Source organism: Saccharibacillus sp. WB 17 (assembly GCF_008634075.2).
Taxonomy (GTDB): Bacteria; Bacillota; Bacilli; order Paenibacillales; family Paenibacillaceae; genus Saccharibacillus; species Saccharibacillus brassicae.
The window spans coordinates 1-22,077 of sequence record NZ_VPFK02000036.1; the positions used below are offsets into that span (position 1 = coordinate 1).

Here is a 22,077-nt window from a genome sequence, read left to right on the forward strand (position 1 = left end):
TCCGGCCCGGGCTCCGGCCGGCCCGGGGCGGCCGGAGCCGCCGCTTCGCCCGCCGCTTCGCCCGCCGCTTCAAGCGGCCGCTGGGCTGCGTGCGCCGCATGGCCCGCGTGGCCCGGTCCGCCCGAGCTGCGCTTCGGGAAGGTCGACGCCCGCTCCGCGGACGGGTGGAGCTGCGGCGAATGCCCCGCATAAGGGCGCTCGCGCCGCTTGGCGTCGGCGGGACGCAGCGCCGCAAAACCGAGCGCCGCGAGCACCAGCTGCGCGGCGAGCAGCCACGGAGCGGCTTCCGCGCCGAGCGGCGCGTTCAGCAGCGCCGGGGCCGCGGCCAGCAGCGGCACAAGCCGCCGCAGTACGGGCCGTTCGGCCCGGTAGCCCGGCTCAAGCAGCCGGGCGGCGAGCAGGGCCGCCAGCAGCCACGACAGCAGGCGAAGCAGCGGCAGCCACGGGGAGCCGTCAAGCTCCGGTTCCCGGGCGTACTGCCAGACGGCGGCGCCCGCGGCCGCCAGCAGCGCCGGCACGAGCGCCGGCTTCAGCAGGCGCAGGAAGCCGCCGCCCCAGGAAGGGCGCTCTTCGCGTTCGAGCAGGAGACCCAGCTCGTGGCGGGTCCGTTCCAATTCGCGGTGCAGCGCCCGGTGCAGCAGCGGCAGCCGGTCCGCTTCGCCGTCTTCCAGATACAGGGCCAGATGGCCGTCCAGATCCGAGGCGAAGCCCTGCATGCCCTGGCAGAGCAGCAGCCGTTCGCGCAGTTCGCCGCTTGGCGCCGCGGCCGGTTCGGGCGCCGCCATCGCGGTGTCGAGCCGGGCTGCCGCCGAGCCCAGCGTCTCCAGCGCCGCGCGCAGGCGCCGCTCGCGGTTCGCCGCCTGCCGGCCCAGCGCCCGGCGGGCCTGTTCGTAAATCCATATCGCAAAGGCGGCCGTCGCCAGCCAGACATACGTTTCCATTCCGTTTCGCCTTCCTCTCGCATAACCTGTCCTCCCCACTATTACACAAGCATCCGGCCGCTTCAAGCTTCAATAAAGCGAATTCATGGACAAAGCGCCTCGGCACGCGTACAATTCTTGACGCGGGGAGAACGGCGGACGCCACATCGGCCGATTCAAGCGATCGATTGTGGCGGCTCGGCGCGTCGGCGTTGAGAGGCTTTCTCCCAAAACGGGTACTAAAACGTAAGGCAGCCGCGCATGACGAACACATACTGCAGCACGCAAGACCAAGATCCGCTTCCGATACGTTCGATATTCGTTCGACGGAAGGGGCTTCAAATCTTCGGCCGCCCGGCGGCCGCACGAAAGGACGGAATATACAGTGGAATTGATGAAAGTATTGGTACTTGGAGCGGAGGGCCAGATGGGCCGCCGCCTCGTTACGGAAGCGCTCTACCGCAAATGCGAGGTCATCGTGCTGATGCGCGAACCGGCCCTGCTGGGCCAGGAACATGCGGCGCTTGAAGTACGCGCAGGAGATCTGCTCGCTCCCGGCGCGATCGCTTCGGCGGCCGCGGGCTGCGACGCGATTCTGAGCGCGTTCGGTTCGGAGCCGGGCGAAGCGCCCCTGCTGCCCGAAGCGATGCGTCTGACGATCGAAGGAGCGCAGGCCGCAGGCGTTGACCGGCTGATCGTCGTCGGCGGCTCGGGCACGCTGCTGACCGCGCCGGGCGTCCGGCTGATGGACGGCCCGGAATATCCGGAAGAGCTGCTTCCGCTGGCGCAGGCCCATGCCGACGCGTACGAAGTGTTGGCGCAGAGCGAGCTGGAATGGACGTACGCGAGCCCGGCAGCCTGGATCGAACCGGGACGCCGGACCGGCAATTTCCGTGTCGGCATGTCGCTGCTCGTGACCGACGACGAAGGACACAGCCGGATCAGCGTGGAAGATTTTGCCGCGGCCGTCATCGACGAACTCGACGATCCGAACTTTATCCGCGCACGCTTCACGGTCGCTTACTGAACCGAACGCGGATCGATCTTTCGCGAGCACAGCCCGCATCTTCGGGACATAAGTCTTTTTATATTGGAAAAGAACCCGGAATCGCCGCTCTACCGAGCGTCTCCAAATCACCGCAACTACGACCGCGAAAGGGGAACAGGCTGACCATGTTAATCGTAACCTCGCAGCAGATGAAGGCGATCGACCGCTACACGATCGACGAATTGGGCATTCCGTCGATGGCGCTGATGGAATCCGCGGGCCGCGCGGTGGCCGAAGAAGTGCTTCAATGGTGCCGGGACAGCCGCATGCCAGCCGGACCCGGCACGGTGAACGCCACGGGCGCCGGCACCCGTCCGGACGGTTCGCCCAAGCGCGGAGTGACCTCGACGAGTCCCGTATACGAGGACGCTTTGATCGCTCCGTTCGACGGGGCGGAGCGTGAACACTGGCTCGTCCTGACAGGCAAAGGCAATAACGGAGGCGACGGACTGGCCGCCGCGCGTTACCTGCAGGATGCCGGCGTCCGCGTCTCGATCCTGTGCGCCGAGAGCCCGGAGCGCTTCTCCGCAGAAGCGGCGGCCCAGTTCGCCGCGGCCCGGCGCTCCGGCATTGCCGCCGTCGAGACGCCGGATGATCCCGCCGAATTCGACTTCCGCCCGTATACGGGCCTTGTCGATGCGCTGCTCGGCGTCGGCGCGAGCGGAGAGCCGCGCGAACCTTACGCTGCGCTGATCCGGACCGCGAACGACAGCGGCCTGCCGATCGTCGCGGCCGACGTGCCGAGCGGCCTGAACGCCGATACGGGACAGACCGCGGAAGCTTGTATCCGCGCCGTGCGCACAGTCTGCATCGCCTTCTTGAAGGCGGGGCTGGCGCAGTATCCCGGCGCCGCAGCCGCCGGCGAAGTCCGCGTGCGCGCGGTCGGCATTCCGCGGCTGGCCGCCGGGCGGATCGAACAACCGCCGAACGCGCACCTGATTACCGGGCGTTCGCTGCGCGAAACGCTTGGCGTCGACACGTCCAGGCGGCGTGCCGAAGACAGCCACAAAGGCACCTATGGCCATGTGCTCGTCGTCGGCGGAAGCCGCCTGATGAGCGGCGCGGGCTTTATGGCTTCCCGCGCCGCGCTGCGGATCGGCAGCGGCCTGGTCACCTGGGCGCTGCCGCAGGCGCTGCTGCCGGACATCGTCGGCCACGTGCCGGAACTGATGGTCGCCGAAGCTTCGGCCGGGGACGGCTGGAACCGCGCTTCCGCCGGCACGATCCTGAAGCTGGCCGAGCAGATGGACGCGCTGGCGATCGGCCCCGGACTCGGCCGTTTCGACGGCGACGTCGACTGGCTCAAAGAGCTGTGGACCGGCTCCGACGTGCCGCTCGTGCTCGACGCGGACGGGCTGAACATTTTGGCTGATGCCGGAGACGCCGTCCGCGGCTGGGGCCGCCGCGAGAACGTCGTGCTGACGCCGCATCCGGGCGAGATGGGCCGCCTGCTCGGCGTGCCGACCGCCGAACTTCAGCGGGACCGGATCGGCGCGGCCAGCCGGTACGCCGTCGATCGCGGCGTCACGCTCGTCCTCAAAGGCGCCCGCACCCTCGTCGCCGCGCCGGACGGCGCCGTATTCGTCAATACGACCGGGCATCCGGGCATGTCGACCGGAGGCACCGGGGATGTGCTGACCGGCGCGATCTCCGGCCTGATCGCCCAGGGCTTGTCCCCGCTGCAGGCCGCTTCGTTCGGCGTGTACCTGCACGGCCGCGCCGGCGAACGCGCCGCCGAACGACGCGAGCATCCCGCGTCGCTGCTCGCCGGCGACGTGATCGAAGCGCTGTAGGGACACGCGTATCCTGCGTCCTGTGCACCCGCACTCTGACCATTCCCAATCAAAATAGCGATTGAGACAAGCCAGCGCCAGCGAGCCTGTTTTAACGGAACGGGAAGACGCTTGGCGGCGGATTTGGGCTTTCTGGAATTTTCAACGGACACAGGCGTCGCTTAACGACTTATCGCCCTGTTTTTCCGGCCTGATACACCGTCTATTACGCCGGCCAAGCGCCGGTATGATCCGTTATCAGGCGAATATGCGCCAAAAAGAGGCTCTAACGGATATACAATCCGTTAGAGCCTCTTTGCGTTTCGCGGCGGCGTCTTATCGCCCGTTCATCTTAGAAGAAGCGCCTGATCGAGCGGTTGAGGTGCTTCAGCTTCAGTAAACGATGGATGCAGGCGTCCGCTCGTGCCGGCAGAGCTTCCCCGAGCCCGGGTGCCGCTCTATCCGATCGAAGACCGAACGCCTCGCAAAGTGCAGCGCAGCCGTATTAATTGCGTAGGAACACTTATTTTGCCCAAAAAGCCGTCCGGAAAATAAATAACTGCGCAGATCCACTTATTTCGCGGAAAAAAGAGCTTTTCGAACTCCATGCGAAGAAATAACTGTTCTCACGCAGCTATTCCGCTCCGCACGGGCAAGCAGAGACATATTAAGTGTCCTCAGGACGTTATTTCATGGATGAGCGGACAGGCGGATGATGAGGGCTCCGTATGGCTTTTGGCCGATACGCCCGCCACGCAATTCGCAGACCTGCAAGGCATCGGGATGCAAGGGACCAGGAGACGGTAAGAGCGAAATGCAGGCCGCAGGCGTGTCCACACCAACACTCCAAGTCTGATTCCGCTGTAGGCATACCCAACCTGCGAATCCCTGCACGAATGCTTGTTGCGCCTATCCCGCTTACGCCTCTCCGCTCCCGTGAATCCATCCCGCGAGTCTATTCCGCGAATTCATCCCGCGAATCTCTACACCAATCCCGATCCCGTCTCCGCACTCAACCCGCACTTCTCCCGCCTATCCCCGCACCCCCGGCACTCACACCCGGAAAGTCGATACCGACATATGCAGTTGGTCCGCGAGCTGGGCGAGCGCATGGGAAGACGTGGCGGTTTGTTCGCTCGCCGCGGCCGACTCTTCGCTGGCGATCGTGATGCCGGTGAGCGTCTGCATGACTTCGTTCGTCTGGGCAGCCTGCTCTTCGCTGGCCGCGGCGATGCCGTTGACTTTGAGCGAAGTATTGCCGACCCGGTCGATGATCTCGTTAAACGCGCGGCCCGAATCGTTCGCATGCTGGAGATTCGTGTTGACGGCCGTGACGCTGCGTTCGATATTGAGCTGCATGGAGCGGATAATGGACGTAATCTCTTTGGTCGCGTCGCCGCTGCGTTCCGCCAGACGGCGCACTTCGTCCGCAACCACGGCAAAGCCGAGGCCCGACTCGCCGGCCCGGGCCGCTTCGATCGCGGCGTTCAGGGCGAGCAGGTTCGTCTGGGCGGAAATATCGTCGATCACGCCGATAATATCGCCGATTTTCGTGGAATGTTCTTCGAGTTTGCCGACCTGCTGCGTGACGTCTTCCATACTTTGCAGAGCGAGTTGCAGCGTTTCGCCGCCGGAATGGGCCATTTCCACGGTCGCGTTCGACAGTTCCGCCGCGCCTTCCGCGCCTTTGGCTACGTCGTCGATCGCCGTTGCCATGTCTTTGAACAGTTCGTTGATCGAGCGGGCGGATTGCAGCTGCACGGACGTGCCGCCGGCGATTTGCTGCGTGCTGGCCGAGATTTGCTGCGACGAAGCGGCTACGCTTTGTGCGGAATCCTGAATGCCGCCGATCAGGCTGGACAGCGTGTCGACCATTTTACTGACGGATTGGGACAGTTCGCCGACTTCGTCTTTGGCCGCATAATCGTATTTCTCGCGCAGATCGCCGTCGGCGATGTTGCGCAGGACGCTGCCGATCCGCTTGATCGGGCTGCTGATCATGGCCGTGACGAGCAGGACGAGCAGGACGCCGAAGACGAGCGCGGCGGCGATGACGATCATCGTCCACAGCGAAGCGTTCGAGACGTCGCCCTGGGAAGAAGTATCGGTCGCGGTCGCCTGCTGTTCGTTGATTTTACCGAGCTTTTCGATCGATTCGTACAGCTTTTGGCTGGTCGGTCCAACCTCGTCGGTGACGTATTTTTGGAAAACGGCATTGGTCGAAGTCTCGGCCAATTTGACCGCGTTGGCGTACAGTTCCTGATATTCGGCCCACTGCGCGTCGAATTCGGCGAGCAGCACCGTTTCTTCCGGAGTAAGCGGGCTGAGGCGATAATCGTTCATGTTGGCCGTCACCTGTTCGCTCAGCGGAGCGATCGTGTCGGCGATTTCTTTCTTTTGGGCCTGGGTATCGGCGATCGCGATATCCCGGGACGTGACGCGAAGCTTGAGCAGGGACGTTTCGGTGTTCGCAAGCTTGCGCAGCGGAATCATGTTGTCGCTGTACAGTTCGTTCAGGTTCGTTTTCATCATATTGATATTGGACAGTCCGTACAGGCCGACGCCGGCGGTCAAGAGGGTCAGGGTCATGACGACAATCATTAACTTGGTAAAAATTTTCCGATTTCTGAACCAACGCATGTCCAATCACTCCGTTTTATCGTATTGGGGCCATCCGGCACGTCTGCTTCTGCTGCCCGGGTTTTTTTCGTTTGACTTGATATATGTATTTGTCGTCAGAGGAGAACCGCTTTTTGAGACCTAAACCACATAAATGTAAAAAAATATATTTTGTGCATATCGGAATCCAGTTGGCGTGCAGGCAAAAAAAGACCGTCGTTCCCGGAAGAACGACGGTCGGTTTCGTGCGCTTTACGACTGGTTTTCGACATTTTTCGTCATCGGATTGGGCAGTGCCGGAGCGGGAGCGGCCAGGCATTCGCGGCCACCCATATACGGGCGAAGCGCCGGCGGCAGGTAGATCGAGCCGTCTGCGCGCTGATGGTTTTCCAGCAGCGGAATGAGCAGGCGGGGGACGGCGGCGGCCGTATTGTTCAGCGTATGGCAGTAATGAAGTTTGCCGTCTTCGCCGCGGTAACGCAGCCCGGCCCGCCGGGCCTGGAAGTCGCCGACGTTCGACGCCGAATGCGTCTCGCCGTAAGCGCCGCGGCTCGGCATCCACGTCTCGATATCGTACTGCTTGTAATTTTTCTGCGACATGTCCCCGATGCAGACGGCGACTTTGCGGTACGGCAGTTCGAGCAGGCGCAGCAGGTCTTCCGCATTGCGCGTAATGTCCTGCAGCAGGCGCTCCGCTTCGGTTTCTTCGCCGCGGCAGATGACGATTTGCTCGACTTTGGCGAATTGATGCACGCGGTACAAGCCGCGGGTATCGCGTCCCGCCGAGCCGACTTCGCTGCGGAAACAGGTCGAGATGCCGGCCACGCGGATCGGCTGTTCCACGTCGAGAATCTCGTCCGCGAAGTAGGCGATCAGCGGCACTTCCGACGTGCCGACGAGCCAGGCGTCTTGTCCTTCGATCTTGTACGCCTGATCTTGTCCGGTCGGGAAAAATCCGGTGTCCCGCATCGCTTTGGTCCGCACCATCAGCGGAACGTCCATGCCGGTGAAGCCGCGTTCTTCGAGCAGATCGAGCGCCAGCTGCTGCACCGCGCGCTGCAGCCGCAGGCCGTCGCCGGTCAGGAAATAGCTGCGCGTACCGGCGACTTTGACGCCGCGCTCCATGTCGAATAAAGCGTGCAGGTCGCCTAATTCGACATGGTCGCGCGGTTCGAAATCGAACGCCGGAAGCTCCCCGACGACCGCGATTTCCACGTTATCCGCGTCCGATTTTCCGTAGGGCGTATCCGCCGATACGAGGTTCGGCACCCGGTCCATCAGCTCGCGGTAGCGCCGATTCACGTCGGCAAGTTCGGTCTCCACCGTCGCAAGCTCGGCTTTTTCTGTCCGAATGGCTTCTTTGCGCCGATCCGCTTCGGCTTTGTCGCCTGCGGCGAGGCAGGCTCCGATCTCTTCGCTGAACCGGTTGCGCCGCGCCCGCAGCGTCTCCGAGCGTTCGGCCAGCTCCCGCCTGCGTTCGTCCGTCTCCAGCAGCCCGGCGATCGACAGCTTTATTTTTTTACCGTCGGCTGCCGCCTGAAATTGTTCCGCTTTTGCCCGAATCTGCTTCATGTCCATCATGGGTGTGCACGCTCCTTGGGAATAAGAATAAAAAAACGCAAAAACGCCCTCTCGTTTGGGACGAGGGGCGTATGTACGCTCGCGGTGCCACCCAATTTGACCGTTCCTTCAGGAACGATCCGCTCTGGATTCCGCGATAACGGGCGAATACCGGTTAACTTGGGGAATCGGCGCGGCGGACGAACTTGCGCGCGGACCCTTGACGAAAACGCCTCGGAGTTGGATGCTCGTCATCGGCATGCTGAACGTTTGAATTTGTGATTCCCAGTATAACGCCGCGCTGCCCCGCCGTCAACGTGCACAAAAAACGCAAAAAAAGAGGCTTCGGATTCGGGGGAATCCGGAGCCTGCAGGCGTGATCGGAGTTGAAAAGAGAGGAGGGCGATACGCCGTCAATGAAGGAGGAGGAAATATGATGAAGCGGGTCCCGGCTGCGAAAGTGGAAGTCTGAGAGGAAGGATACCGGCCGGGAAGCCGCGAAGCACCCAAAAGTGCGGAATTCAAAATGCTGGATGAATATGATGGAAAATGGATGAATGACCGTTTTTTGAAAACTGCTGCTTGGCGTAAAAGATAAGGCGGAGGCTTACGCGCTGATCGCGTTATAGCGATTCGACAATTCTTCGAACCATTCCTTGTCCTTGAGCTGCAGAGCCAGATCGATCAGGTTGTTCAGTTCGCCGCGCTCCAGTTCGACCTGGTCGTTGAAGCTGATGCAGGCGGAGATTTGGATACGTTCTTCGGCGTCCGCGGAAAGGTCGATATCGACGTTCACTTCGACTTCGGCGTCCATGAATTCTTTTTTGAGGAAGTAGATCACTTCGCACAGGATAACCGGTCTAACGTAGCTTTCGAACGAGCAGTCCATGACTTTGACCCAGTAGTGCGGATTCGAGAAGTGCAGCGTCTGACCGGCTTGTTCGCCCTGGTTGGTGTGAATGTCCTGGGTCAGTTCGAGAAGAACGGGTTCGGCTTCGAAGAATTTCGCGATTTGTTTGTGAAGAACTTCCGTAATTCCTTTAGTATTCAGCATGATCATGAGTGCTGCACCTCTCTCTTGGGTATTTGTCGTTTATCCGTTTACTTTGTCGTTTTTTGTTGGTGGTTTGTCTTCTTGATTTATTTATCGGTGCAGGAAAATGAAAGTTTATAGCAATAATCAAAAAGATTTCGCAAAATCTACTCGTAAAAGATTAATAGGAACATCTTCCGATACGCGCTTTTTTTCACGGACACAAAAAAGTACCGGGTAGTCCTAGAGGACTATCCGGTACCGGGAAATATCGCGCATTGCAAAGCGCTTGGACTTACTTGTCGATCTTCGGAAGCTTCTTCGCTTGTTCTTCGACTTCGCGAATCGGATCTTCGTGCGTTTTGACTTCGATCTTCTTCGACGTGAACCAGCCGATCAGGGCGATGGAGACGAGGACGACGTAGAACGTCGTTTTCCAGAGCGTGCCTTCCACGAAATCGTGCGGCACGAGTCCGATCGCTTCGTGGCCGAGGGTGTGCATGCCGAGCTTGACGCCGACCCAGCCTACGATAACGAAAGCGGCCGTTTCAAGACCCGGACGGGAGTGAAGCAGTCCGACGAACAGGTTCGCCGCGAAACGCATGATGACGAGGCCGATAAAGCCGCCGGCGAAGATAACCGCGAATTGTCCGGTATCCAGACCGCCGATCGTGCCCCAGTTGGTCGGAGGCAGTGCCACCGCGAGAGCGACCGCCGCGAGGATGGAGTCGACCGCGAACGCGAGATCCGCCAGCTCGACTTTGAGGACGACGCCCCAGAAGCTGACTTTCTTTTTGCCGACGCCTTTGCCTTCCGCGGATTCTTCCGCTTCGTCGGTCTCGGTCTTTCGGCTTCGAATCGCCTTAATGATATGATTCAACGAGATGAACAGCAGGTAAGCCGCACCGATCGCCTGGATCCACCATACGTCCACGAGGAACGAGATGACGAACAGGGAACCGAACCGAAGCACGAACGCTCCGACGAGACCGTAGAACAAAGCCTTTTTGCGCTGTTCATCCGGCAGCGGTTTAACCATGATGGCCAAGACGAGCGCGTTATCCGCGGCTAGCAGGCCCTCAAGCGCGATGAGTACAAGCAGTACCCATCCATATTCTAGCGCCAACGACAAATCCATGAGCTCCACTCCTTTTTTGTATGGGATTGAGTTCCCTCTGGTTCATGGCAAGACCCCAATAAAACAAAAGAGACTTTTACCGCCAAAGGGTACGAATGTATATACGTGCACCAATGCACGAACAAACGTAACCTGAAGCGGTAAAAGTCTCGCTAACAACGTAGGTTGCCAACAAAGCCGGGGATATGCTCCCGTATTGACGACTTTGCTGTAAAAGCTACTCCCTCTTACCCGGTTAAGGAAAGATCAAGTATGAAATTGGGGTCTTCCATAAAGTTAAGCCTATCTTACTGAATACAAAGCAGGTTGTCAACAATTAAATACTGAACTGGATTTATATAGGTATATATTTACACAGTACAAAACTACACATTTACATCATATTCCGACCGCGTCCTTTTCCGCAGTTCTTTTCCATAATATCGCTTGGCCGCTCTCCAGACTCTCCGGAATCCGGATCAGCCGCTGGTTGGAGCTGCCCCGGTACGTCAGCGACACGTCGCGCAGATGCGCCTCGAACCGCCCGTCGACGAGCACCTGTCCGCGCCGCAGCAGCGCATATTCATCGGAGTCCGGGCGGCTCGCCAGCTGCTCGAACGTGTAGCCGGTATAGAGCCAGACGTCGAGGTTCGGAAGCGTCTCGCGCGCCAGATCAAGGAAAGCCGCCGCCTCCGCCGCCGAGAAGAACGGATCGCCGCCGGCCAGCGTCAGCCCGTCGAGCAGCGGATTGTCCGCCATCTCGCGAATGATCGCCCGCTGGCGCCCGTCGTCGAACGGTTCGCCGTAATCGAAATTCCACGTGCGCGCGCTGAAGCAGCCTTTGCACGCATGCCGGCAGCCGCTGAGGAACACGGACGCCCGCAGTCCTTCGCCTTCATTAATGGATTCGGGATAATACCCGCAGATGTTCATCTTCTTCCTGCCTCCCTGATCGGCCCGCCGCTGCCAAGACCTTGCATTATTCCCGTTCTGACTGAACGGACTGCCCTGCATGCTTCACCCGGTCGCGCACTTCGGCCTGCTTCGCTCCGTTGAACCGCGTCTGGTAATCGCCGGTCAGATAGCCGGTCACGCGGCGCAGGCGCGAGATGCGGACTTCGGTCTCCGCTTTGCCGCAGGACGGGCACGACTCGCCGATGATCCCTTCGTAGCCGCACGACGTGCAGCGGTCAATCGGGTGGTTGATGCTGAAATAGCTCACGTTGCGCTCCAGCGCATACACGACGATCTTGCGAAAAGCCTCCGGATTGCTGCGCACGTTGCCGTCCAGCTCGACGTACGAGATGGCGCCGGCGCTGCACAGTTCGTGGAACGGCGCTTCGAGCGAAATTTTGCGCGCCGCCGTCGCCTTGTAATAGACCGGCACATGGAACGAATTCGTGTAATACTCGCGGTCGGTCACGCCCGGAACCCGGCCGTATTCCCGGGCGTCGTTTTTCGTGAACTTGCCCGACAGTCCTTCCGCCGGGGTGGCGAACAGCGTAATGTTCAGATCGTGCTTCTCGCTCATCTCGTCGCAGTAAGCTCTCATATAACGGACGACCTGCAGCGCTTTGGCGTAGACGACGTCGTCTTCCGCATGATGCTTGCCGTACAGGGCTTTCATGGATTCGGCAATGCCGATGAATCCGATCGACAGGCTGCCGTGCTTGAGCAGATCTTCGACCTTGTCGTCCGGCCCCAACTGCTCGCCGCCTTCCCAGACGCCTTCGCGCATCATGAAATCGGACGCTTTGGCCGGCTGGCTCGCCTGAATCCGGTAGCGGTGCAGCAGTCCGGCAAGCGCGACGTCGAGCGATTGCTTCAGCATGGCGTAGTATCCGGCTTCGTCCGCCGCTGCGCGCTGCCCGAGCGCGATGCCGTAGTCCAGCGCCGGCTTGACCAGATTGATCGTGTTGAACGACAGATTGCCTTTGCCGGACAGTCGGTTGCGGCCGAAGCGGTCGGCGACGACCCGCGTGCGGCAGCCCATCGTGGCGAATTCCGTGTCCGGATCGCCGGGCACGTAATGTTCCGCATTGATCGGCGCGTCGAGGTTGGCAAAGTTCGGATACAGCCGTCGGGTCGAGCATTCGATCGCTTTGAGGAACAGGTCGTAGTTGGGGTCGCCGGGGTTGCGGTTGACGCCTGTTTTGCATTTGAAAATCTGGATCGGAAAAATCGGCGTCTGCCCCCGGCCCAGTCCGCGCATCGTCGCTTCCATCAGGCTCTCCATGACGAGGCGCCCTTCGCTCGACGTGCAGGTGCCGTAGTTGATACTCGTAAAAGGAATCTGTCCGCCGCCGCGGCTCGACATCGTATTGAGATTGTGGACGAGGCTTTCCGCCGCCTGGAACGTCTCCTGGAGCGTCTCCTGGCAGGCGTAGCGGTAAGCGTGCGGATAGCGGACGTTCAGTTCGGCGTTGTCCATGAACAGTTCGGCGTCGGCAGGCGCGGCTTCTTCGCCGCGCGGCGCCGCCGGTTCGTCCGCATTACCGTTCTCCGCAGCGAAATGTTCGAAATAGGCCAGTCCTTTGCGGAAATGCTTAATGAAGGAACGGCCGACGTAAGGCGCCAGATCGTGATCCAGCTTGTTCGCCGAGACGCCGCCGTACTGCGAGTTCTGCTGGCATTGGAAGATGATAGCCGTCAGCGCCATCGCCGTCATGATCGTCTGCGGAGTGCGCAGATCGCCGCTGCCCGTGCTGAAGCCCTGCGCGAGCAGCTTGTCGAACGGGATGAAGATGCAGTTGGTCGTGCCGACCGCGTAATGGTCGAGATCGTGCACGTAGACGGTATTGCCGCGAATGGCCGCTTCCACTTCGGCCGGCAGCACATGACGGCGCGCGTACCATTTGGCGTATTCGCTGCCGAATTTGCTCATTTTGCCGGAAAAGCTGTCTCCGTTCAGATTGGCGTTCTCGCGCAGCGTCTCCGTGTCGAGACTGTCCGCGATATCGCGCCCGATCCGGGTAATTTCTTCGAGCGCCTCGCGGTTTGGGGCTGCCGGAGAGAAGGGGAAGGTCGTACTCATGGTCGGTTCCGTCCTTTCGATATGTAGGGTTCATACTAGATTTGGACTCTGAGCCCTTAATCTACACCTACATCTTGTAGTTGTGAAGACGACGGAGAGGCATTGGCACACAACTGCCACAAACGTTTGCCGAAAAAGTAATCAAATCGTCAAGGTTGAAAACGCCCTCTGGCCGCGAAGCCCGCAGCGGCGCGGACCGGACGCAAATTCGATTTCGGGGCGAAAGGGGTATACAATGAACACATCCCACCGCGGAGCGGACCGAACGCCGCATCCGCAAACAAAAGGAGCGAATAAACATGGCGATAGCGGAATTGACGATCGTTCCGATCGGAACGGGCAGCACGAGCCTGAGCGGCTACGTGGCGGAGATGCAGCGCAAGCTGGCGACGCTCGAAGGCATCCGGTACGAATTGACGTCGATGAGCACGATCATCGAAGGCCCGCTCGACCGGATTCTGGACGCGGTGCAGGCGCTGCACGAGCACACCTTCGAATCCGGCGCGCTGCGCGTCTCCACGTCGGTCAAGATCGACGACCGCCGCGACAAAGAAGGCTCGTCCGCCCAGAAGCTCGCTTCGGTCCAGGCCCGATTGGCCGAACCGAACGAAGTGCAGTAAGCGCGAATCCGCCTTGGCGCGCCGCGGGGTGAAGCGGCGCGCCGAAGCAGGAGGGAGCAGGAGCAAAAAGGCGCAGGAACAAGCGCGGAAAAGCCGCGTCAAAAACCGCACGTACACACGCGCGAAATTTTCCGTCTTTTTGCTCCGAAAAGCTTGCGAATTTCCCGAATCGGTGTATAATAAATTTCGTTGCTGTTCCAGCATACCAAATAAGCTGATGTAGCTCAGGGGTAGAGCAACGCACTCGTAATGCGTAGGCCGGGGGTTCAATTCCCTTCATCAGCATTTTATGAATTCAAGCAGGGCGCGGGTTTCCGATTTTCGGGAACTCGCGTTTTTTTCGTTCATCTACCATTCATCTACCGAAGTAATGGAAGAAGAAAAAATGTGAAAGAATAGTTTTTTGATTAACACGTACTTAAACACGTGTTAAAATAAGGCGAGATCAATAAGGATGGTGATGGGATGAGATGAAGGGGTATTCCTCGCGCGAGATGATCAAAATGATCGAGGACGACGGATGGTATTTTGTAAGAGCATCGGGAGACCATCATCAGTTCAAGCATCCTGAGACAGGCAGGGCTGAAATAAACGCAGCTCATCAAGGAGGTCGAGACAAATGAAAGACCGTTATGTGTTCCCCGCCGTTTTGGATTTTGCGGATGACGGGATTTCCGTGGAATTCCCGGATCTTCCCGGAGCTTTTACCGACGCGCAGACGGACGAAGAAGCGCTAGAGATGGCGAAAGATTGCCTGGCGCTGCACTTGTACGGCATGGAAGAAGACGGCGAAGACATTCCGCAGCCTTCGCGTCCGTTTCGCATCGAACTGGACGGGGCAAGAACGCAGGCAGTAACCCTCGTCGAAGTGTGGATGCCGCCTTTTCGCAATAAGATGTCGAATCGCTCCGTCAAGAAAACGTTGACTATTCCGAAATGGCTCGATGACTTGGCCGCTTCGAACAAAGTGAATTACTCGCATGTGCTGCAAGAGGCGCTTAAGTCGGAGCTGGGTGTCAACGAACGCGAACGCATTAGCGGCAAATAATCGAAACCAAAGCGCAGCTCCCGTCCCCAACGGCAGCCGCGCTTTTTTGCTTTCTCTCCCATTCTTTGACTCTAGGTATCCATAAATTTCCGAATGTCACCTATTGTTTCGATAAAACCTCTAAAAAATCGACAAATTCTGCCGTAATATATAGAAAGGAAGCAAGCAGAGGGCGGCTTATCAATTCGGGTAAAGGTGATGAATATCGTGCAGACAGTGTCGAACCCACGAAAGGGCGGCCGCGACGAAAGCTTTTTCAGAACGAAAGGCAGGATCAGCCTGCGTGCTTTATTTTCCGGACTCGTGGTGCTCACTTTCGTGCTGACGCTGGTCATCACGCTGCTGGCGTCGTACCGCTCGGAGAAGGAGCTGCTCACGGAGCGCGTATTGAACACCAATTTCAGCGAATCGCAGCGGATCGGGCATACGATGAACATGCTGTTCGTGTCGATTCGCACGAGTCTGTCGGCGTTCACTTCCGAAATGGCGGAGTTGATCTCGGGCGATCCCGAACGGATCATGGAGGAACTGCAGCAGATTCACGAGAGCAGCGGGTATTTCGAATCGGTGTTCGTGGCGGAGACCGGCGGGAAGATCACGCAGATGCATTCGTACAGGGAGAACGGGGATTTCGGCAAAATCGACGAGCGCACGCTGGAAGCGGCATTGAAGCGCAGCGAGCCGGGCCTGTCCGTGCCTTACCGCGATGCGGACGCAGAGATGATCGTGCTGATGACGGAACCTTTTTATAACGAGGAAGGGGTCTATCTCGGCGTCGTCGGAGGCACGATCCGTCTGGAAGATCCGGCTGTACTGGGCAGCTTGTTCGGTGTGCAGAACGGAAACGAAGCGGACTCTTACTATTACGTCGTCGATTCCGCGGGCAAGCTGATCTACCATCCGGACAAAGCCCGGATCGGGGAAGATCTGACCGACAGTCCGGTCGTCGCCCGGATTTTGAACGGAGCCAGCGGGAAGGCGGAAGTGTCCGACCGGAAAGGACGTCCTTTTCTCGTCGGATACACCTTCGTGCCGGCGACCCGGTGGGGCGTGATCGCGCAGACGCCGAACAGCGTATTGAAACAGCAGCAGACCGAACAGATCCGCGGGACTTTGGTCGCCGTTTTGGTGCCTTTTCTGATTCTGGTCGGCGGCACGTTGTTTCTGGCCCGCCGGTTGGCGGCTCCGTTCGTCGCTTTGGCCGATTTCGTCGTGCGCGCCGCGGATCGTCCGCAGGAAGCCGCGATTCCCGTCGTGCGCCGACACTGGAACCGCGAAGCGGATCTGTTGAACCGGGCGGTGATGCGGTCCGTCGGAGAGATGAAGCGGCAGCACCGCGATCTGACGCACTCCGCGCTGCGCGATTCGCTGACGGGGCTGCCGAACCGCCGCGCGCTGGACGAAGCGCTGGAGAAGCTGGAAGGAGACAATCTGCCGTTCTCGCTGCTGCTGATCGATATCGATCGCTTCAAATCGGTCAACGACCTGCACGGGCATGCGGCCGGGGACGAAGTGCTGCGTTCGGTAGCCCGGCTGCTGGAAGACACGGTAGACCGGGGAGACCTGTGCGGACGCTACGGCGGCGAAGAGTTTGTGGCGCTGCTGCCGGGCCGAAGCGTGGCGGAAACGTACGAGATGGCGGAGCGTCTTCGCCTGGCGGCCGCCGCTCACGAGAACGCGCTGCGCATTCCGGTCACCGTCTCGATCGGAGCGGCCGTCTCGCCGCAGCAGTCCTCGAATATCGAAGAATTGTTCGAATTGGCCGACCGGGCGCTGTACCGCGCGAAGGAAGACGGCCGCAACCGGGTCGTGATGTAGGCGGCGCCGTTTATGTTGTCCCATGCAAAAAGAACGCGTTGTTCCCGACCGGGAATTTACGCGTTCTTTTTGTGTTCGCCTGATACAGGGTCATTCATTCTCCGCCACCTCCGCCGCCGCCGTCTCCGCCGCCCGAATCGCAGCCGCCTCCGCCGTGGGAAGACGAACCGTCGCCGCAGGAACCGCTGCCGGAATCGCCGTAAAATCCGCCGCCCGAATCATGCATGAAGCCCGAATTGTAGCCTCTGCGTGAACGTCGGTTGTCGTTTTTCGGTCTGGCCAGGGATACCATCACAATAACGGGCACGATCACGAACATAATCACTCCGAATGTCATGCGATAACCTCCTTCGTTGGGTAAAAGATAGAGAGCAAGGAGCGAAAACGTTTCTTTCCGTTCCTTGCTTCATATACGCGCAGTCGAAGCGGAAAGTTCGTTTTTTTCAAAAAAAAGCGGGCGACTGCTAAAAAAGCGACTTTGGACCCGGAAACGGGACGTTGAACACTTCGATTATTCCCGGTTCGGAGGGAGCTTTAACCTATTTAAACGGCGCAGCCTCGCGGTCCGGCGGTCGGTTGTGCTAAAATGGGCGTAGAACCGAAAAGGGGAACGTATGATCGGATAAATAGCGTGATAACGAGGAGGAACGATATTGACTATCGAGATGATCAAGCCGCCCGCCGAAGTGCTGCACGAGCGGGAACTTTCGGCGCTGCGGGCGGAAGACGCGGGCAAGCGGCCGCCGAACTGGAAGCTGTCTCCCGCCGCCGTGCGCGATTTTTTGATCGGGCGGGAACGGCCGGTGCTGCTGGACGGGGAACCGATCGCGATCACGCGCAAGTTTTACGGAAACGACGTGCTGATCGAGCGGGCGGTCGTGACGCTGGCCGGCAACCGCGGACTGATGCTCGTCGGCGAACCCGGCACGGCCAAAACGATGCTGAGCGAGCTGCTGTCCGCCGCGATCTCGGGCACGAGCACGAACACGATCCAGGGCACGGCAGGCACGACGGAAGACACGATCAAATATTCCTGGAACTACGCGATGCTGCTGGACCGGGGACCTTCGGAAGCCGCGCTCGTGCCGTCGCCGCTCTATCAGGGGATGAAGCACGGCATCCTGACCCGGTTCGAGGAGATCACCCGCTGCCCGTCCGAAGCGCAGGACAGCCTGATCAGCATCATGAGCGACAAAGTGATGAGCATTCCCGAGTTGGCCGAAGGCGTGCTGTTCGCCAAGCCCGGCTTCAACGTGATCGGCACCGCGAACATTCGCGACAAAGGCGTCAACGAGATGAGCAGCGCGCTCAAGCGCCGCTTCAACTTCGAGACGATCCGGCCGATCGAGAACGTGGCGATGGAAGCGAAGATCATTCAATCCCAGGCGTCCAACCTGCTCAGCCAGGGCGGCGTGGACCTGGACATCGATCCCGACGTGGTCGAGCTGCTGGCCACGACGTTTATCGAGCTGCGCACCGGGCGCACGCGCGAAGGCTACAAGATCGAGACGCCGCAGGCGGTCATGAGCACGGCGGAAGCGGTCTCCGTCTACGTGCAGAGCGCGATGACTTCCTACTATTATGAAGAAGGCGGCGTGTCGCTGGAGCGGCTCGTGCAGAACATGCTCGGAACGGTAGCCAAAGAGAATACGAAAGATTTGAGCGTGCTCAAAGCGTACTTCTCGAAAGTGGTCAAGGAACGGGCGAGAACGGAGCAGCTGTGGGACGCGTATTACAAGGAGAAAAAATGGATCGGCTGAAGGCGCTGGCCCCGGAAAAAGAACTGGCGGAGATCGAGCGTTTGTTCGCGGAAAAAGTGTTCGATCTGGACGGTCCGGTCGTGCATTTCCCGATCCGGCACCACAGTCCGGCCTGCGCCCATCACCTGCTGCGCACGTTCGAGGACTACAGGCCGGACATCGTCCTGATCGAAGGACCGGAAAGCGGCAATCCGCTGATTCCGGTGCTGGCCGATCCGGCAACCCGGGCGCCGGTCAGCCTGTATTACGGCTACGAGGACGGCAGCGGACGCGGAGCCTGCTATTTCCCGCTGCTGGATTATTCGCCGGAGTATGCGGCGATCCGGGCAGCGGCGGCGCGGGGCATTCCCGCGCGGTTTATCGACCTGGATTATCGCGGGCGGGCTGCGGCCGCGGAAGAAGGCGGCAAGTCGTCCGCCCAGGACGAGGCGCTGCTGGCAGGCTCGGCCTTTATCGGGCGGCTGTGCCGATCGGCCCGCGCCCGCAGCTTCGACGAGCTGTGGGAGCGGGCGTTCGAGGTCGGCGGTGTGAGCCGCCCGACGCGCGAGTTTGTGCGCGGGGTGTTCGCGTACTGCACGCTGTCGCGAATGACGTATTCGCGGGAGACGCTGCGCAGCGAAGGCGACCTGGACCGCGAAGAGACAATGCGGGGACATATCGCGCGGGCGCGGGCGGAATACGGCCGGGTGCTGGTCGTGACCGGCGGATTCCATACATACGGATTGGTGGCGGAAGAAGAGGAAGCCGAGGAAGTCGCAGCTGAGCGGGAAAGCGGGAGCGACGTTCTAGGCGCGCCGCCGCCGGGTGACGCCGAGCGGGAAGTGGGCAGCGGCCATGAGCGGCAGCGCGGTCTTATCCGCGAACAGATGTATCCGATGGTCTACACGTTCGGGGAAGCCGACCGGCTGAACGGGTATGCGAGCGGCATGCCTTACGTCGGCTATTACGACCGGGTATGGGCGCTGCTCGGCAAGGGGGAAGCGCAGCCTTATGAACGGGCGGGACTGGATCTGCTGGCCGGACTCGGCAGGCTGCTGCGGAGCGAAGGCGAAGCGGTGTCGACGGCCGACGGGATCGAAGCGTACGGCTTGATGCGGGGATTGGCCGCGCTGCGCAGCAAAAGCCAGAGCGGCGCATACGAATTGACGGACGCCGTGACGTCTGCGTTCATTCACGGCGAACGCACGCTTGCGGCGGATCGGCCGCTTGCGAAGCTGCTCGCGCTGATGACCGGGGACCGGATCGGGGAAGTGGCGCCGAACGCGTTCTCCGTGCCGATCGTCGAAGATTTCAAAGCGCGGGCTGCGGCGTGCCGGCTGAACCTGCGGGCGACAGGCCGGCACCGCCGGACGCTGGAGCCTTACGCCAAGCCGGCGCACCGCGAAGCGAGCCGGCTGCTGCACTGCGCCGAATTTCTCGGCACGGACTTCGCGAACAAGGAATCCGGCCCGGATTGGGCTCGGCGCCGCGACATGAACCTCGTCCGGGAAACGTGGACGTATTCGTACTCGTCGCGGACGGAAGCGCGCCTGATCGAGAACTCGATCTACGGCGGCACCGTCGAAGAAGCGGCCGAAGCGCGGATTGCCGAAGAGCTGGACCGGCTGCCCGCGCATCACAGCGGCGAAGCCGCGCGCTGGCTGCTCAAGGCGCTGCTCATGGGGCTGGAGTCATTGGCGGGCCGATTGTTCGACCGGCTGGAATCGGCGCTGCGCCAAGACGGCAGCTTCCTGTCGCTGTGCGAGACGCTCGAGCATCTGGAGCGCTTGGTGTCGCATCGGCGCCTGCTCGGCGTATTCGACGAGTCCCGGCTGCGGTCTGTGGCGGACGAAGCCTATGAAGCGGCCGTGTCCCGGCTGCCTGGCTTGGGCGGCTTGAATCCGGACGAGCAGCCGCGGGCCGTCGAAGGGCTGAAGCTGCTGCATATGCATGCCGCCGGCAGGAGCGGTCTCGGCGGCGGCAGGTCGGGTACCGCGGGAACGAACGCGGCTGAGACGGCTCCTGCCGAATCGGCTGAATCGGCCGCTTCCGCGCAGGCAGCGGGAACCGGCGGCGGGCCGGCGCAAGACGCCGATGCGGACGAGTCTTTCCGCGACCGGCTCGGCGAGCTGCTGGCCGCGCCGGAACTGCCGCCGCGGCTCGAAGGGGCGACGGCGGCGATCCTGGTCCGGCTCGGCGCGCTGGAACCGGGCGAATTGTCGCGGCGCGCTCGCGCCTACATGCAGGGCTCGCCGGATCAGGCGCGCCGGAGCGCGGAATATTTGCAGGGCGTATTCGCGCTGGCGCGCGATGCGCTGATGCAGGGCGAAGAACTGCTGGCCGACCTCAGCGGCCTGCTGGAACGGCTGCCGCATGACGAATTTATGCGGCTGCTGCCGGAACTTCGGCTGGCGTTCACGTTCTTCACGCCGCCGGAGACGTCGCGCATCGCGGCGAAGGTCGCGCAGCTGCACGGCATTCCGGCCACGCAGGTGGAAGCGCCGGCCATAAACGAAGCGGCGCTGCATGCGGCGCGGAAGCTCGATCAAGCGATACGGGAGGAGTATGCGGCATGGACACTGGAACCGGAACGGGAATGAGCGCCGAGACGCTCAACCGCTGGCGGCTGCTGCTCGGGCCGGCGGCCGACGAAGAACTGTCGCGAACCGACGGGTATTCGGCGGAAGATTTTGCATACCGCGAACTCGACGATCTGCTGGGCTATTTGTACGACCGCGAATACGGCGAAGCGCAGGGCTACCGGGGCCGGGAAGGCGGCCGCGGCGGCTCGAACCTGACCGTGCCGGGCTGGCTGGGCCGGGTACGGGAGCTTTTTCCGAAAGAGACGGTCGAAATTTTGGAGAAGCAGGCGCTGGACCGCTACGGGCTGAGCGAACTGCTGACCGACAAAGCGGTGCTGGAGTCGCTTGAGCCCAACATGAACCTGCTCAAGAACATTTTACAGTTCAAAGGCCGGATGAAAGGCGAAGTGGTCGCCAGCGCCAAAGAAATCGTGCGGCAGGTCGTCGAAGACCTGCGCCGCAAGCTCGAATCCGAGGCGCGGGCGAGCATCTCGGGCAAACGCAGCCGCTATACGGACGGACGCGTGCGCTCGCTGCGCAATCTCAACATGAAGAAGACGATCTCGCGCAACCTCAAGAATTACGACCGCGAGAAGCGCCGCTTTGTCGTCGACCGGCTTTATTTTGACGGACGGCTGCAGGCTTATAACAAATGGCATGTCATCATCGCGGTGGACGAGAGCGGCAGCATGCTGGATTCCGTCATCTACAGCTCGGTCATGGCCAGCATTTTCTACCGGCTGAACGCGCTCAAGAGCAGCCTGTTCGTGTTCGATACGCAGGTCGTCGATCTCAGCGAACGCCTGGAAGATCCGGTGGACGTGCTGATGAGCGTGCAGCTCGGCGGCGGCACGCATATCGCCAAAGCGCTGCGGTACGGCGAGACGCTGATCGAAAATCCGGGCCGGACGCTGTTCATTCTCGTCAGCGATTTGGTCGAAGGGTATCCGCCGGCGCAGATGTACGGGGCGGCCAAAGACATTCTCGACGGCGGCTCCCGGCTGCTGGTGCTGACGGCGCTCGATTTCGAAGGACATACGATGCACGACGAACGCGCCGCAAGAACGTTTGCGGATCTCGGCGCGGAGGTGGCGGCCCTTACCCCGAACGCGCTCGCGGACTGGATCGGACGGATCGTCAATTAGACTATTTAGAGGAGGAATATTC

The 22,077-nt window shown here is 60.7% G+C and carries 17 protein-coding genes and 1 tRNA gene; 10 read left to right on the forward strand and 8 right to left on the reverse strand.

Annotation, left to right across the window (positions count from 1 at the left end):
- Positions 1–941, reverse strand: a 941-nt coding sequence (locus FTE24_RS17175) for a hypothetical protein (protein WP_160441811.1), incomplete at its 3' end; no start/stop codon positions are given.
- 373 nt (positions 942–1,314) lie between these two features.
- Between FTE24_RS17175 and FTE24_RS17180 the strand changes: the two genes are divergently transcribed.
- Both FTE24_RS17180 and FTE24_RS17185 read left to right on the forward strand, forming a co-directional pair.
- Positions 1,315–1,947, forward strand: coding sequence for an NAD(P)-dependent oxidoreductase (locus tag FTE24_RS17180; protein ID WP_150234869.1), 633 nt, complete (start codon positions 1,315–1,317; stop codon positions 1,945–1,947).
- 146 nt (positions 1,948–2,093) lie between these two features.
- The gene (locus FTE24_RS17185) at positions 2,094–3,761 is read left to right on the forward strand and encodes an NAD(P)H-hydrate dehydratase (protein ID WP_150234702.1); all 1,668 of its coding nucleotides are present in this window, start codon (positions 2,094–2,096) and stop codon (positions 3,759–3,761) included.
- 1,032 nt (positions 3,762–4,793) lie between these two features.
- Here the strand turns inward: FTE24_RS17185 and FTE24_RS17190 are convergent.
- The 6 genes from FTE24_RS17190 to FTE24_RS17215 form a co-directional block, all read right to left on the reverse strand.
- Positions 4,794–6,380, reverse strand: coding sequence for a methyl-accepting chemotaxis protein (locus FTE24_RS17190; protein WP_150234704.1), 1,587 nt, complete (start codon positions 6,378–6,380; stop codon positions 4,794–4,796).
- A 231-nt stretch (positions 6,381–6,611) separates the two neighbouring features.
- A complete protein-coding gene (gene serS / locus FTE24_RS17195; protein WP_150234706.1) occupies positions 6,612–7,940 on the reverse strand; it encodes a serine--tRNA ligase in 1,329 nt (442 codons plus the stop codon).
- Between the two features lie 586 nt (positions 7,941–8,526).
- Complete coding sequence (locus tag FTE24_RS17200) at positions 8,527–8,973, reverse strand: IDEAL domain-containing protein (protein WP_237401815.1); 447 nt, start codon at positions 8,971–8,973, stop codon at positions 8,527–8,529.
- Between the two features lie 274 nt (positions 8,974–9,247).
- Positions 9,248–10,090 (reverse strand): TerC family protein, encoded by an 843-nt coding sequence (locus FTE24_RS17205; RefSeq protein WP_141448313.1) that lies wholly within the window; start codon positions 10,088–10,090, stop codon positions 9,248–9,250.
- Positions 10,091–10,468: 378 nt separating this feature from the next.
- Positions 10,469–11,002 (reverse strand): anaerobic ribonucleoside-triphosphate reductase activating protein, encoded by a 534-nt coding sequence (gene nrdG, locus FTE24_RS17210; RefSeq protein WP_150234708.1) that lies wholly within the window; start codon positions 11,000–11,002, stop codon positions 10,469–10,471.
- A gap of 46 nt (positions 11,003–11,048) precedes the next feature.
- Positions 11,049–13,103, reverse strand: a complete 2,055-nt coding sequence (locus tag FTE24_RS17215; RefSeq protein WP_150234710.1) for an anaerobic ribonucleoside triphosphate reductase — start codon at positions 13,101–13,103, stop codon at positions 11,049–11,051.
- 299 nt (positions 13,104–13,402) lie between these two features.
- Here FTE24_RS17215 and FTE24_RS17220 point away from each other — a divergent pair, with 299 nt between their 5' ends.
- The 5 genes from FTE24_RS17220 (at position 13,403) to FTE24_RS17245 (ending at position 16,589) form a co-directional block, all read left to right on the forward strand.
- Positions 13,403–13,723 carry an MTH1187 family thiamine-binding protein gene (locus tag FTE24_RS17220; RefSeq protein WP_141448316.1) on the forward strand — a complete coding sequence of 107 codons (321 nt, stop codon included), beginning with the start codon at positions 13,403–13,405 and terminating at the stop codon, positions 13,721–13,723.
- 213 nt (positions 13,724–13,936) lie between these two features.
- Positions 13,937–14,008 (forward strand) — tRNA-Thr (locus FTE24_RS17230).
- A gap of 209 nt (positions 14,009–14,217) precedes the next feature.
- Positions 14,218–14,346 (forward strand): type II toxin-antitoxin system HicA family toxin, encoded by a 129-nt coding sequence (locus tag FTE24_RS23510; RefSeq protein ID WP_442978172.1) that lies wholly within the window; start codon positions 14,218–14,220, stop codon positions 14,344–14,346.
- Positions 14,343–14,771 carry a type II toxin-antitoxin system HicB family antitoxin gene (locus tag FTE24_RS17240; RefSeq protein WP_150234714.1) on the forward strand — a complete coding sequence of 143 codons (429 nt, stop codon included), beginning with the start codon at positions 14,343–14,345 and terminating at the stop codon, positions 14,769–14,771. Before FTE24_RS23510 ends, FTE24_RS17240 begins: the two co-directional genes overlap by 4 nt.
- A gap of 207 nt (positions 14,772–14,978) precedes the next feature.
- Positions 14,979–16,589, forward strand: coding sequence for a diguanylate cyclase (locus FTE24_RS17245; protein ID WP_160441812.1), 1,611 nt, complete (start codon positions 14,979–14,981; stop codon positions 16,587–16,589).
- A 94-nt stretch (positions 16,590–16,683) separates the two neighbouring features.
- On the opposite strand, the gene FTE24_RS17250 is transcribed toward FTE24_RS17245, so the two are convergent.
- Positions 16,684–16,926 (reverse strand): hypothetical protein, encoded by a 243-nt coding sequence (locus tag FTE24_RS17250; protein WP_150234719.1) that lies wholly within the window; start codon positions 16,924–16,926, stop codon positions 16,684–16,686.
- 322 nt (positions 16,927–17,248) lie between these two features.
- Between FTE24_RS17250 and FTE24_RS17255 the strand changes: the two genes are divergently transcribed.
- Genes FTE24_RS17255 through FTE24_RS17265 form a run of 3 tightly spaced genes read left to right on the forward strand, consistent with a single transcriptional unit; the run spans position 17,249 to position 22,055 of the window.
- Positions 17,249–18,349 (forward strand): ATP-binding protein, encoded by a 1,101-nt coding sequence (locus FTE24_RS17255; protein ID WP_337190066.1) that lies wholly within the window; start codon positions 17,249–17,251, stop codon positions 18,347–18,349.
- Positions 18,337–20,928, forward strand: a complete 2,592-nt coding sequence (locus FTE24_RS17260; RefSeq protein WP_150234721.1) for a DUF5682 family protein — start codon at positions 18,337–18,339, stop codon at positions 20,926–20,928. Before FTE24_RS17255 ends, FTE24_RS17260 begins: the two co-directional genes overlap by 13 nt.
- Positions 20,901–22,055 (forward strand): VWA domain-containing protein, encoded by a 1,155-nt coding sequence (locus FTE24_RS17265; protein WP_237401816.1) that lies wholly within the window; start codon positions 20,901–20,903, stop codon positions 22,053–22,055. Before FTE24_RS17260 ends, FTE24_RS17265 begins: the two co-directional genes overlap by 28 nt.
- Positions 22,056–22,077 lie beyond the last annotated feature (22 nt).

Bases quoted from the DNA above. Each gene is read 5' to 3' on its own strand.
- FTE24_RS17180 (WP_150234869.1), top strand. From the start codon at position 1,315: ATGAAAGTATTGGTACTTGGAGCGGAGGGCCAGATGGGCCGCCGCCTC.
- FTE24_RS17185 (WP_150234702.1), top strand. From the start codon at position 2,094: ATGTTAATCGTAACCTCGCAGCAGATGAAGGCGATCGACCGCTACACG.
- FTE24_RS17190 (WP_150234704.1), bottom strand. From the start codon at position 6,380: ATGCGTTGGTTCAGAAATCGGAAAATTTTTACCAAGTTAATGATTGTC.
- serS (WP_150234706.1), bottom strand. From the start codon at position 7,940: ATGATGGACATGAAGCAGATTCGGGCAAAAGCGGAACAATTTCAGGCG.
- FTE24_RS17200 (WP_237401815.1), bottom strand. From the start codon at position 8,973: ATGCTGAATACTAAAGGAATTACGGAAGTTCTTCACAAACAAATCGCG.
- FTE24_RS17205 (WP_141448313.1), bottom strand. From the start codon at position 10,090: ATGGATTTGTCGTTGGCGCTAGAATATGGATGGGTACTGCTTGTACTC.
- nrdG (WP_150234708.1), bottom strand. From the start codon at position 11,002: ATGAACATCTGCGGGTATTATCCCGAATCCATTAATGAAGGCGAAGGA.
- FTE24_RS17215 (WP_150234710.1), bottom strand. From the start codon at position 13,103: ATGAGTACGACCTTCCCCTTCTCTCCGGCAGCCCCAAACCGCGAGGCG.
- FTE24_RS17220 (WP_141448316.1), top strand. From the start codon at position 13,403: ATGGCGATAGCGGAATTGACGATCGTTCCGATCGGAACGGGCAGCACG.
- FTE24_RS23510 (WP_442978172.1), top strand. From the start codon at position 14,218: ATGATCAAAATGATCGAGGACGACGGATGGTATTTTGTAAGAGCATCG.
- FTE24_RS17240 (WP_150234714.1), top strand. From the start codon at position 14,343: ATGAAAGACCGTTATGTGTTCCCCGCCGTTTTGGATTTTGCGGATGAC.
- FTE24_RS17250 (WP_150234719.1), bottom strand. From the start codon at position 16,926: ATGACATTCGGAGTGATTATGTTCGTGATCGTGCCCGTTATTGTGATG.
- FTE24_RS17260 (WP_150234721.1), top strand. From the start codon at position 18,337: ATGGATCGGCTGAAGGCGCTGGCCCCGGAAAAAGAACTGGCGGAGATC.
- FTE24_RS17265 (WP_237401816.1), top strand. From the start codon at position 20,901: ATGGACACTGGAACCGGAACGGGAATGAGCGCCGAGACGCTCAACCGC.